The sequence below is a fragment of the Streptomyces sp. NPDC002690 genome (assembly GCF_053592415.1).
The window spans coordinates 1-11,084 of the sequence record NZ_JBSFVR010000249.1; the positions used below are offsets into that span (position 1 = coordinate 1).

General features: G+C 70.4%; 12 protein-coding genes. 4 read left to right on the forward strand and 8 right to left on the reverse strand.

All coding sequences use genetic code 11. From position 1 onward, the window contains the following. Positions 1–137: 137 nt before the first annotated feature. From ACWD3D_RS25720 to clpS, 4 genes are all read right to left on the reverse strand, one after another. The gene (locus ACWD3D_RS25720; protein ID WP_451463159.1) at positions 138–560 is read right to left on the reverse strand and encodes a Mov34/MPN/PAD-1 family protein; all 423 of its coding nucleotides are present in this window, start codon (positions 558–560) and stop codon (positions 138–140) included. A gap of 192 nt (positions 561–752) precedes the next feature. After that, positions 753–2,183, reverse strand: a complete 1,431-nt coding sequence (locus ACWD3D_RS25725) for an amino acid permease (RefSeq protein WP_451463160.1) — start codon at positions 2,181–2,183, stop codon at positions 753–755. Between the two features lie 325 nt (positions 2,184–2,508). Further along, complete coding sequence (locus ACWD3D_RS25730) at positions 2,509–3,141, reverse strand: DUF2017 domain-containing protein (protein WP_451463161.1); 633 nt, start codon at positions 3,139–3,141, stop codon at positions 2,509–2,511. Positions 3,142–3,210: 69 nt separating this feature from the next. Then, positions 3,211–3,528, reverse strand: a complete 318-nt coding sequence (gene clpS, locus ACWD3D_RS25735) for an ATP-dependent Clp protease adapter ClpS (protein WP_266704862.1) — start codon at positions 3,526–3,528, stop codon at positions 3,211–3,213. 79 nt (positions 3,529–3,607) lie between these two features. Here clpS and ACWD3D_RS25740 point away from each other — a divergent pair, with 79 nt between their 5' ends. Both ACWD3D_RS25740 and ACWD3D_RS25745 read left to right on the forward strand, forming a co-directional pair. Beyond that, positions 3,608–4,936, forward strand: coding sequence for a nicotinate phosphoribosyltransferase (locus ACWD3D_RS25740; RefSeq protein ID WP_451463162.1), 1,329 nt, complete (start codon positions 3,608–3,610; stop codon positions 4,934–4,936). Between the two features lie 172 nt (positions 4,937–5,108). Then, positions 5,109–5,705 (forward strand): isochorismatase family protein, encoded by a 597-nt coding sequence (locus tag ACWD3D_RS25745; protein ID WP_451463163.1) that lies wholly within the window; start codon positions 5,109–5,111, stop codon positions 5,703–5,705. Positions 5,706–5,751: 46 nt separating this feature from the next. Here the strand turns inward: ACWD3D_RS25745 and ACWD3D_RS25750 are convergent, their stop codons facing one another. Next, the gene (locus tag ACWD3D_RS25750; protein WP_451463164.1) at positions 5,752–6,096 is read right to left on the reverse strand and encodes a hypothetical protein; all 345 of its coding nucleotides are present in this window, start codon (positions 6,094–6,096) and stop codon (positions 5,752–5,754) included. 123 nt (positions 6,097–6,219) lie between these two features. Then, a complete protein-coding gene (locus ACWD3D_RS25755; protein WP_451463169.1) occupies positions 6,220–8,571 on the reverse strand; it encodes an immune inhibitor A domain-containing protein in 2,352 nt (783 codons plus the stop codon). A 409-nt stretch (positions 8,572–8,980) separates the two neighbouring features. Here ACWD3D_RS25755 and ACWD3D_RS25760 point away from each other — a divergent pair, with 409 nt between their 5' ends. Continuing rightward, positions 8,981–9,265, forward strand: coding sequence for a hypothetical protein (locus ACWD3D_RS25760; RefSeq protein WP_451463165.1), 285 nt, complete (start codon positions 8,981–8,983; stop codon positions 9,263–9,265). A gap of 41 nt (positions 9,266–9,306) precedes the next feature. On the opposite strand, the gene ACWD3D_RS25765 is transcribed toward ACWD3D_RS25760, so the two are convergent. Further along, entirely contained in the window at positions 9,307–9,975 is a 669-nt protein-coding gene (locus ACWD3D_RS25765; protein WP_451463166.1) for an RDD family protein, read from the reverse strand. A gap of 145 nt (positions 9,976–10,120) precedes the next feature. Further along, positions 10,121–10,642 (reverse strand): RDD family protein, encoded by a 522-nt coding sequence (locus tag ACWD3D_RS25770; protein ID WP_451463167.1) that lies wholly within the window; start codon positions 10,640–10,642, stop codon positions 10,121–10,123. Between the two features lie 36 nt (positions 10,643–10,678). Here ACWD3D_RS25770 and ACWD3D_RS25775 point away from each other — a divergent pair. Next, the coding region (locus ACWD3D_RS25775; RefSeq protein WP_451463168.1) for a hypothetical protein at positions 10,679–11,084 on the forward strand (406 nt) is incomplete at its 3' end.

Genomic DNA, 11,084 nt, shown 5'->3' on the forward strand with positions numbered 1-11,084 from the left:
GCCAGGTGGGCCGGGGCGTGACCGATGTGGACGGTCGCCCCCAGCGCGCGCAGCGCGTCGGCGGTCCCGGACTCCTTGGCGTCGCCGCCCGTGGATTCCGGTGTGCCGCTCGATGTGCGCGGGTCCGGTGCGCCGGCTCAGTACGCCGCGACGATCTCCACGTCTTCCTCGGTGATCACACCGTCCACGATGCGGTAGGAGCGGAACTGGAACGGGCCCGCGTCGTCGGTGTCGGCGGTGGAGACGAGGACGTAGTGGGCTTCCGGCTCGTTGGCGTAGGTCACGTCGGTGCGCGAGGGGTACGCCTCGGTCGCCGTGTGCGAGTGGTAGACGACGACCGGCTCCTCGTCGCGGTCGTCCATCTCGCGGTAGAGCTTGAGGAGGTCGCCCGAGTCGAACTCGTAGAACGTGGGCGAGCGGGCGGCGTTGAGCATCGGGATGAATCGCTCGGCGCGGCCCGTGCCGGCCGGTCCCGCGACCACGCCGCACGCCTCGTCGGGGTGGTCGGCGCGGGCGTGGGCGACGATTTGGTCGTAGAGGGCCTGGGTGAGGGTCAGCATGGCGCCCAGGATAAGCAGGCGGGTCCCGGCCCGCCGAGGTGCGGTGGGCCGGGACCCGGAGGCCGGCCGCCGGGGCCGTTGGGGCGGCCGGGCGGTCCGTGGGAGGGATGGTCCGAGGTGCGGCGGGGCGGTAGGTGCCGCGCGCGGCGGGGAGTTGGGCTCCGAGGGCTCCAACGCGTCCGGAGCCGGAGCTCAGCGCTTGGCGAACGCCGCGTTCTGCGGGTCGCGCGCCCTGAGTGCCAGGTAGGAGACACCGAGGAGGAGCGCCCAGAACGGGGCGCAGTAGAGCGAGATCCGGGTGTCCTTGTCGACGGCCATCATCACGACGACCAGGCCGATGAAGGCGAGCGCGAAGGCGCTGGTGTACGGGGAGCCGGGGGCCCGGAACGTGGAGTGCGGGAGTTCGCCGCGGTCGGCGCGGGCGCGGTAGCGGAGCTGGCAGACGAGGATCATGATCCAGGCCCACATGCCGGAGATGGTGGCGAAGGAGACGACGTAGGTGAACGCCTGGCCGGGCCACTGGTAGTTGATCCAGACGCCGACCAGCATCAGGGCGGCGGAGAAGGTGGTGCCGACGAGCGGGGTGCCGCTGCGGGTGAGCCGGGTGAAGGTGCGGGGGCCCTGGCCGTTGAGGGCGAGGTCGCGGAGCATGCGCCCGGTGGAGTACATGCCGGAGTTGCAGGACGACAGGGCGGCGGTGAGGACGACGAAGTTGACGATCCCGGCGCCGATCCCGAGGCCCATCTTCTCGAAGGCGGCGACGAACGGCGAGACACCGGGCTGGAATTCGGTCCACGGCACCACCGACAGGATCATGATCAGCGCGCCGACGTAGAAGACGGCGATGCGCCAGGGCACGGTGTTGATCGCCTTGGGCAGGACGGTCCGGGGGTCCTTGGACTCCCCGGCGGTGACGCCGACCAACTCGACTGCCAGGAAAGCGAACATGACGATCTGCAGGGTCATCAGAGTGCCGCTGATGCCTTGCGGGAAGAATCCGCCGTCGGACCAGAGATGGGTGACGGAAGCGGTGTCGCCGGCGTCGGAGAAGCCCAGGGTGAGGATTCCGGCGCAGATGAGGATCATGCCGGCGATGGCGGTCACCTTGACCATCGAGAACCAGAATTCGAGCTCGCCGAAGACCTTCACGGAGATGAGGTTGACGCCGTACAGGACGAGGGTGAAGAACAGTGCGGAGACCCATTGCGGAATGTCGAACCAGTACGTCATGTACTGGGCTCCCGCGGTCACTTCGGTGATTCCGGTGACGACCCAGAAGAGCCAGTAGGTCCAGCCGGTGACGAATCCGGCGAAGGGGCCCACGAATTCGCGTGCGTATTCGGAGAAGGAGCCCGACACCGGTCGGTACATGAGGAGTTCGCCGAGTGCGCGCATGATGAAGAAGATGACGAGGCCGGCTACCGCGTAGGCCAGGATCAGGCTGGGTCCGGCCTTCGCGATGGCCTTGCCGGCGCCGAGGAAGAGCCCGGTGCCGATGGCTCCGCCGATGGCGATCATCTGGATCTGACGGGCGCCCAGGCCGCGCTGGTACCCCTCGCCGCTCCCGTGGACGTCGGCGGCGTCCCGCTCGGGCTGCCCGCTGTCGACCTCTGCGGATGTCATGTCACTGCGCCTTTCTCCACGACGGACCGCGGCCGTGTGGGGCCGTGGACCGTGTCCTGTTTCCCCCCGGAAATGGATGGAGTGCCGCCGGCGGTCGGCCGGCGGACAGCGCCCCCGGGAACAGGGATGGCGCCCCCGGCGGTCGTGAAGATCTATCACGCCCATGTCGGGGCACCCTCGGACATTCTGTGGCGCAGACCACAGGAAAAAGCGGACAAGCGTTTCCGGCCACTGCAAAAGCGGCCGTCCGGGTGACGTGATCGTTATGCGGATTTGAGCGTCTTCTGAGCCGCCGGCCGCACGGTGCGGCCCTTGCCGGCGGGAGTCAGGACATCAGTGTTTCGAGCAGCGTTTCCTGAAGGGCGCCGAGCCAGAGATAGGCCAGCACCATCGGCTTGCGCGGGTCGCTGTCGGGGAGGCGGTAGAGGGAGCCCTCCTGGCCCTGGTCCTCGTCGCTGACCTCCAGCCGGGTGCCGATGGTCAGGCGCAGGTCGTTGAGGGTACCGAGCCACTGGCGGGCCTGGTCGGCGGTGAGCCGCAGCTTTCCACCACCGCTCCCGCCGGTCTCGCCGCTCTCGCCGCCGTCGCCGCTCTCGCCGCCGCTCTCGCCGCTGGAGAGGGAGTCGAGGGAGCGGACGACGGCGAGGGCGTCCTCACGCTTGCGGGCGCGCAGGTCGATCTCGGTGAAGCGGCGGAACTCCGAGGACGCCTCGCGCAGTTCCTTGTCGTCGTCGCCGTACGCGTCCGGGAAGAGACGGGCGAGTGCGGGGTCGGAGGGCGGTTCGCTGGGGCCTTCGGCGAAGAGCGCCGCGAGCGGGTCCGCACCCTCGGCGACCTCGTCCCCCGGCCCGACGAGTTCCAGCAGTTGTACGGCGAGGGAGCGCAGGATGGAGATCTCCACCTCGTCGAGCGCGACGGCCGCGCCGCCGTCGGGGGTGGCCTCGAAGTGGCCGGCCATGGGGTCTCCGATGGTGGTGGGGCGGAAGTTCCGGAAGTCAGAGGTGCGGGGAGTGCGGTGCGGGCGGGATCAGTTGCGGTCCTGGGTGAGTGTGGCCCAGAGCCCGTAGCCGTGCATGGCCTGGACGTCCCGCTCCATCTCCTCACGGCTACCGCTGGAGACGACGGCACGACCCTTGTGGTGCACGTCGAGCATGAGCTTGTGGGCCTTGTCCTTGGAGTAGCCGAAGTACGCCTGGAAGACGTACGTCACGTAGCTCATGAGGTTGACGGGGTCGTTGTGCACCAGCGTCACCCAGGGGACGTCGGGCTCGGGGACGGCGAAGGTCTCTTCGGCCGACTCGGGACGTTCGATTTCTACGGGGGAAGCGACGCTCACCCCTCCCATGCTGCCACTCGACGGGGCACCGCGCACAAACCGACCCACATCTCGTCACTCTGACGAGATGTGGAGTAGCATCCCTGCCATGAACTCAGCGGACCTGGGGCGACGGGTGGGAGTGCCGTCGACCGCACTCTTCACCGACCAGTACGAACTCACGATGGTGCAGGCGGCCCTCAAGGCGGGCACCGCCGACCGGCGCTCCGTCTTCGAGGCGTTCACCCGGCGGCTGCCCGAGGGGCGGCGCTACGGCGTCCTCGCCGGGACCGGGCGCGTACTGGACGCCGTGGAGAACTTCCACTTCGACGACGAGATGATCGCGTTCCTGCGCCAGCAGGAGATCGTGGACGAGCGGACGCTCGCCTGGCTGGCGGACTTCCGCTTCAGCGGTGACGTCTGGGGCTACCCGGAGGGCGAGGTCTACTTCCCCGGTTCGCCGGTGCTCCGGGTGGAGGGTTCCTTCGCCGAGTGCGTGCTGCTGGAGACGGTGGTGCTGTCGATCCTCAACCACGACTCCGCCATCGCCGCCGCCGCGTCCCGGATGTCGGCCGCCGCCGGCGGCAGGAACCTCATCGAGATGGGCGCGCGCCGCACCCACGAGCTGGCGGCGGTCGCGTCCGCCCGCGCCGCGTACGTGGGCGGATTCCACACCACCTCCGACCTGGCGGCGGGCTTCCGCTACGGCATCCCGACCGTGGGCACCAGCGCGCACGCCTTCACCCTGCTGCACGACACCGAGCGGGACGCCTTCCGCGCGCAGGTGGATTCGCTGGGCCGGGGCACCACGCTGCTGGTGGACACCTACGACGTCGCCGAGGCGGTCCGTACGGCCGTGGACATCGCCGGACCCGAGCTGGGGGCCGTACGCATCGACTCCGGGGACCTGCTGCTGGTCGCGCACCGGGTGCGGCAGCAGCTGGACGAGCTGGGGGCGACGGAGACCAGGATCGTGGTCACCTCGGACCTGGACGAGTACGCCATCGCCTCGCTGGCCGCCGCCCCGGTGGACGCGTACGGGGTGGGCACGCAGCTGGTCACCGGCAGCGGCAGTCCGACCTGCTCGATGGTCTACAAGCTGGTGGCGCGTGCCGCGTCCGCCGATCCGGCCGATCCGCTGCTGCCGGTGGCGAAGAAGTCGATGGGCGCCAAGTCGTCGATGGGCGGCCGCAAGTGGGCGGCCCGCCGGGTGGACGCGCGGGGCGTCGCCGAGGCCGAGGTGATCGGTACCGGCCCCGTGCCCGCGGAGCTGGCCGAGCGGCAGCTGCTGGTGGAGCTGGTGCGCGGCGGCGAGGTGGTGGCCCGGGAGTCGCTGGAGGCGGCGCGCGAGCGGCACATCGCGGCGCGCGCGGCGCTCCCGATGTCGGCGCTGCAGCTGTCCCGGGGCGAGCCGGTGCTGCCGACCGAGTACGTCTGAGCGACGGTCGGCCGGTCCGTACCGGAGGGCGCCAACGCCTCCCGGGCCCGCGCCGGATCGCTCAGGGTGTGTCCGGCAGATCTTGACCGGGTCCGCCGGACACACCCTAGGCTCGGTGCTCGGTACCCACCCCCAGCCCCGTCATCCGCTCCCCCACCGAAGGACACCCGCCATGCACCGCGCGTTGATCGTCGTGGACGTTCAGAACGATTTCTGTGAGGGCGGCAGCCTCGCCGTGGCCGGCGGTGCCGATGTCGCCGCCGCGATCACCGACCTGATCGGTGAGGCCCAGGCCGGTTACCGCCATGTGGTGGCCACCCGTGACCACCACGTCGACCCGGGCGACCACTTCTCCGCCACACCCGACTTCGAGCACTCGTGGCCGGTGCACTGCGTGGCCGGTACGGAGGGCGTGGGCTTCCACCCGAACTTCGCGCCCGCCGTGGCCTCCGGGGCGATCGACGCGGTGTTCGACAAAGGGGCGTACGCGGCGGCGTACAGCGGTTTCGAGGGGCTCGACGAGAACGAGGTGGGGCTGGCCCAGTGGCTCCGGGACCACGGGGTCACCGAGGTCGACGTGGTCGGCATCGCCACCGATCACTGCGTGCGGGCGACCGCGCTGGACGCCGCCCGCGAGGGCTTCACCACCCACGTCCTGCTGGACCTGACGGCGGGTGTCGCGGCGCCCACCACCGTGCGGGCCCTGGAGGACCTCCGCGCGGCGGGTGTGGAACTGTCCGGCGAACCGGTCGTCGCCCGGCCCGAGTGAGCCCCGGCCCCGGCCCGCCGGGCGCGGCCCACACGGCCCGCACGGCCTACGCGGCGGGCTCGGCCGGGCCCGGGTGTCCGGCCGGGGCCATCAGGGCCCGTATCGGGTGCCAGAGCTCCTGGGCCGCCTGCGGGGCGTCCCGCCAGAGCAGGCCGTCCGGGTGGTGCAGCACGGCGGTGATCTCGTCCGGGGTGGGCGGCTGGGCATTGCCCCGGAGGTAGACCGCGCGCAACCCGAGGTTGCGCAGCCGGGTGAGGGCGCGGGCCCGGTTCACCGCGTGGACGAGTACGCGTACGGGGGCGCCGGGACGGGCCCCGTGGGGCGGACGGGCCAGGGTGAGTGCCACCACCACCGAGCCGTCCGGCAATCTGCTGAATCCTCCGCCTGCCATGGTTCGCGCTCCCCCGTGAGACGTCGTGTCAATAAGGATCGGAATAAGAGGCACCTAAACACGATCGGCCGCCGTCCGCTAGGGGACGACGGCCGATCATGGTTTGACCTGCGGTGATGCAAATTACTTGGTCGAGGGGCCGACCTTCACGGTGATCGTCGAGCCGCTGAGAGGCTCGTCGACGATGGTGAGGCGCGTGTTGGTGTCAGCGACCTTCACGCTTCCGGTCGGGTTCTCCGCGTACCAGTAGGTGCCCTTGTGGTCGTCGAAGAGCGGGACGCCGAGGGTCGGCTTGATCTTCAGTGCCACGTCGGCGTTGTGCAGCGTGAACCCCTGGTTGGGGTACCAGCTGAACGGCGCGTCGAACGGCTGGATCTTGTTCCGCAGGATCGTTCCGTCGGTCCACTTGAGCGGCTTGGCGTGCGAGTCCACCGGCAGGATGAGACCCGAGCCCGGGTGGGCGGAGGTGTTGTTGTCGGCCTGCGAGGTGTCCCAGAGCCAGACCATCAGGCCGTTCTGGTACGAGTAGTGCTCGACCCAGTCCGGGCGGGTGGTGGTGAAGCCGAAGTTGTACGGGCCGACCTTGAGGGTCTCGTCGTACGAGGTGTACTGGCGGTTCTCCGCGATGTAGTACTGCGGGTAGTCGTTGGTGAACGACCCGCCGATCCGCGAGAAGCCCTTCGACGTCCAGCCGTTGTCGTCGCCCTCGGCGTCGTCCGAGAAGATGACGGCGCCGTCGGCGCTGATGGTGAGGGCGTCGGCGGTGAAGCCCTTGCCCGCCACCCCGCCGTCCGAGGCGTAGCGGAAGCGGAGGTCGATCTTCTTGCCCGCGTAGGCGTCGAGCGGGTACGAGAGCTTCTTGTACACGCCGGACGCGTCGGTCAGGGCCGGCTTGTCGCTGGCGTCGCGCGGCAGCTCCTTGCCGTCGGCCGTGCCGTCGATCGCGGTCCAGTTGGCGCCGCCGTCGGTGGACACCTCGGTGTAGAGGTAGTCGTACTCGGCCTCGATGTCGTACCAGCCCGAGAGGTCGAGCGAGGCGGACGTCTTGCCGGTGAGGTCGACCGAACGGGTCAGCGTGTTCGACAGGTTGTCGCCGCTGCCGCTCCACCACTGCTTGGCGCCCTGGGCGGGCGTGACGACGGTGGTCGTGACCTCCTTGTCGGGGAGGTTGACGACCAGCGCCTGCTTGTTGGCGGTGTTGTACTCCGAAACGCCGAGCTTGTGCGTGGAGTTGGTGGCGGCCTTCGCCGTGTCGTAGTTCAGCCAGCCGAGTTGCAGCTTGTCCCAGGCGGTCATGTCGCCGGGGGTGTCGCCGATCTCGCCCTGGCCCCGGCCGAGCCAGGAGCCGGCCGACATCAGGGACCAGAAGCCGACCGAGTTCTCGCCGCCGCCGGAGGTGTCGTAGAGGTCCGGCAGACCGAGGTCGTGGGCGTACTCGTGGGCGAAGACGCCCAGTCCGCCGTTCTCGGGCTGGACGGTGTAGTCGCCGACCCAGATGCCGGTGTCGCCGATCTGCGCGCCACCCGCCTTGTTGCCGGTCGGACCGGTCGCCCCGGCGTTGGTGCCGTACGCGTACCAGCGGTGCGCCCAGATGGCGTTCTCGCCCTGGACACCGCCGCCCGCCGACTCGTCCTCGCCGGCGTGGACCATCTGGAAGTGGTCGATGTAGCCGTCGGGCTCGTTGAAGTTGCCGTCGGCGTCGTAGTCGTAGCGGTCCCACTGGTCGTACTGGGCCAGGTCGGCCTTGATCTGCTCCGTGGTGGAGCCCTTGGCCTTCTGGTCCGCGGTCCAGGCGTTGACCCCGTCGCGGACGGCGTCCCACACGCTGGCGCAGCTGCTGGCCCCGCAGTAGTTGGAGCCGTAACGAGCCTCGTTGTAAGGGATCTTGACCCAGTCGGAGACCTCGCCGTTGACCGAGTAGCGGCCGGAGGAGGTCTTCTCGTAGTACTTGGTCAGCGAGTTGGAGGACGCGCTGGTGCCGAAGTACAGCTCCTGGAAGTGCGCCTGGTTGTAATCGGCCTGCCAGGCGGTGCTGTTGTCCTTCTTCGGGTCGGGCTGGGCGATCTGGTTGTGCGCCGGACCCGGCGTACCGCCGAACTTGACGACCGGCGCCTCGGGTCCGGAGCCGTCCGGGTCGAAGAGGGTCGTGTTGTCCACCTGGTCACCGAACTCGACCAGGATGGTGAAGATCTTGTCGGTCTTCTCACGGCCGAGCTCGACGTACTTCTTGTTGTCGAGCTTGACGACCTTGGAACCGTTGCGGTCGGTCACCTTCTTGTCGCCCGAGATGACCTGCTCCAGAGCAGCCTGGCGCTCGCTGTTCTGCTTCTCGCTGAACGGGCCTTCGAGGTTGTGGTCCTCGGCCTTCTCCGGAGCCGGGTCGTGGCTCTCGGCGATGGACGTGCCTGTCGATGTCGTCGGCTGGGCCGCCTGCGCGACGAAGAACGTCGACGCGGTGGCCGCACTCGTGGCCATGGCCACGACAACCGCGGCAGCGCGGAGGCCGCTTCTCTTACTGGTCACCTGATGTCCTCCCCGGGCGTTCGCGTACGCGGCCAGGGGGTGGTTGGGGGCCGCGCGCACGTGGACGCGTCACAAGTGACGACATTCGATCGGAGTTGCTGGAGAAAAGACAGATCTTGACTTGTACCGGCCAAGTGCACTATGCAGGAGCCGCCTTCCGGTATCCGGACAATCGATGTTCGGCCAACCGGCGCGTCGTTCGAACGCATGGGCACATGTCGTGAGCCAATGCGCCCCCTGTGCACCGGCGTTGGGGGGTTAGGTCATGCTTATCCGTGGCCCGTACGGGCATCCACCGTCGTAGAGCCGTCCCCACGTGCGGGCGGGCCCTCATCCGACGACCTCCAGGACGGATACCGCCATGCCGCGTCCGACTGCCGCTCAACTCGCCTACGGTTGCGCCACCGTCGTCCTCGTCACTGTCGCCCTGCTGCTGGTGTCCGGCGCCTCGTCGTCGGCCGCCGTGGGCGCCGTCTGCCTCGCGGCGCTGGCGCTGGGGGTACTGGTGGCGGTGACCGCCCCCACGCTCCGCCGGTCCGGGGGGCCGGTCCCGGCCGGTGCTCCCCGTCCGTACCGGGCCACCGACCGCACGCCCCAGGAGGGCGAGGCCGCCGAGGAGCGCGTCGGCCAGCGCGTGCGGCGCTGAACCCGCGCGCCCCGGCCTCTCGCGCGCGGGCGGCGCACCGCTCAGCCGGCACTGACCACGACCGTCTTGGCCGCCTTGTCCTGCAGGCCCTGCCGGTACGGCTTGTCCGTGAACATCAGCACGATGTTGATCAGCCACCACAGGCACGGGCAGCACAGCAGCGCCGGGAGCCAGAGCACGACCGCCCGCATCAGCGAGGCGTTGGTGCTGGGCACGCTGCCGTCGCTCAGCATCGCGACGCGCAGCTTCAGCAGCCTCTTGCCGAGGGTGCGGCCGTCCTTGTGCGTGAAGTAGGTGTCGTACCCGACGTAGCAGACCAACGCGATCAGTGACCAGATCAGCTGGTGCCCGCTGTACGTGTTGGTGACGGCGTTGCCCACGTCGCTGTCGCCGTTGTCCGAGGTGACGTCGACCGCGCCGCCGAAGGGCAGCGAGATCAGGTAGAGCGGGATCGAGATGATCAGGAAGTCGATCAGCCGCGCCAGGATACGCACCCCGGGCGCGCCGAGCGGCGGCATCCCCGCGAGCGGGTCCGCGCCGCCGTACGGGCCGCCGCCGTACGGTCCCGGATCGTAGGGCGGTGGGGGCGGGGGCGGCGGAGGCGCTTTGTCGTACGGCGAGCCCGACGACGGCGGTGGGTCCTGGGGCTTCTTGAGGAACGGATCGTCGTCCTCGGGCGGCTGGCCGGGCGTCGGCGCGTCGTTGCTCATGCGGGCAGTGCACCCCGGCCCGCACCACCCCGCAACGGCTCAGGTGCTTTTGAGTGACGGGCCGTCAGCCGACCGGGCCGTCAGCCGACCGGGGCGGGCGACGGCCCGGCACCCGGGACCTCACCCGCCCCCAGGTGACAGGCGGTCAGCCCGCCACGAAGGTACGGGCCGCCTTGTCGTGCCAGCACTGGCGCCACGGGCGGTCGAACAGGCACCACGCGGCATCGAGCACACCGATCACCAGCAGCCCGAGGAGACCGTGGACGAGCCAACGCCGCAGCGCGGCACCCAGGGTGGGCACGTCCTGGGACTCGACGTCGCGCACCTGGATGCCGAGGAGCTTCTTGCCGAGCGTCCGGCCCCACTTCGCGGTGGGCAGGGCCTCCAGCAGGAAACCGACGACGAGGAAGGTGGCGAGGACCGCGCCGAGCTGTCCGGCGGTGGTGGAGTCCAGCAGATGGACCGTCACCGTGCGGCCGGAGAGCTTCGCGGCCTCGATCTTGGCGTCCATGTGGTCGATCGCCGCGGTGACCAGCGGCAACCCCACCGCGCCGACCAGCGCGCCCAGCACCACGGTGTCCAGGACCCGGGCGACGAACCGCCGGCCGAGCCCGGCGGGCCGGCCCGCGGACTGGGCGCGGGCCATCTGCTGGAACGGGTCGTCCACCGGCGGCTTCCACGGCACGACCGGCTGGTCCGCAGCTTGCGGCCCGGCGGAGGCGGGGCCGCCGAAGGAGCCGGCCGGGGGCGGCGCCTGCTGGGCGGCCTGCGGCTGCTGGTACCCCTGCGGGGAGTGCGGCGCCTGCCGGGCCTGCTGCGGAGTCCGGGCTTGCTGCGGAGGCTGGACCTGCTGCGGAGGCTGGACCTGCTGCGGAGGCTGCGCTTGCTGCGGAGGCTGGGCCTGCTGCGGACGGCCCCAGGAGGCAGCGCCCTGGCCGGGGCCGGGCTGCGCGCCCGGGGCACCGAAGGGGTCGCGTACGGGAGCGGGGCCCTGCTGTACGGGCCGCTGCCGCTGGGGACCGGCGGGCGGCTGGTACGGGGACGGGGCGGGGGCGCGCTGCACATCGCCCCGCAGGCCCGGGGGACCGAGCGGCCCCTGGTGGAGCAGG

Coding starts and splice junctions, on each gene's coding strand:
- ACWD3D_RS25730 (WP_451463161.1), bottom strand. CDS start 3,141: ATGGCCGGCCACTTCGAGGCCACCCCCGACGGCGGCGCGGCCGTCGCG.
- ACWD3D_RS25720 (WP_451463159.1), bottom strand. CDS start 560: ATGCTGACCCTCACCCAGGCCCTCTACGACCAAATCGTCGCCCACGCC.
- ACWD3D_RS25725 (WP_451463160.1), bottom strand. CDS start 2,183: ATGACATCCGCAGAGGTCGACAGCGGGCAGCCCGAGCGGGACGCCGCC.
- ACWD3D_RS25745 (WP_451463163.1), top strand. CDS start 5,109: ATGCACCGCGCGTTGATCGTCGTGGACGTTCAGAACGATTTCTGTGAG.
- ACWD3D_RS25760 (WP_451463165.1), top strand. CDS start 8,981: ATGCCGCGTCCGACTGCCGCTCAACTCGCCTACGGTTGCGCCACCGTC.
- ACWD3D_RS25750 (WP_451463164.1), bottom strand. CDS start 6,096: ATGGCAGGCGGAGGATTCAGCAGATTGCCGGACGGCTCGGTGGTGGTG.
- ACWD3D_RS25740 (WP_451463162.1), top strand. CDS start 3,608: ATGAACTCAGCGGACCTGGGGCGACGGGTGGGAGTGCCGTCGACCGCA.
- ACWD3D_RS25765 (WP_451463166.1), bottom strand. CDS start 9,975: ATGAGCAACGACGCGCCGACGCCCGGCCAGCCGCCCGAGGACGACGAT.
- ACWD3D_RS25755 (WP_451463169.1), bottom strand. CDS start 8,571: ATGGCCACGAGTGCGGCCACCGCGTCGACGTTCTTCGTCGCGCAGGCG.
- clpS (WP_266704862.1), bottom strand. CDS start 3,528: ATGGGAGGGGTGAGCGTCGCTTCCCCCGTAGAAATCGAACGTCCCGAG.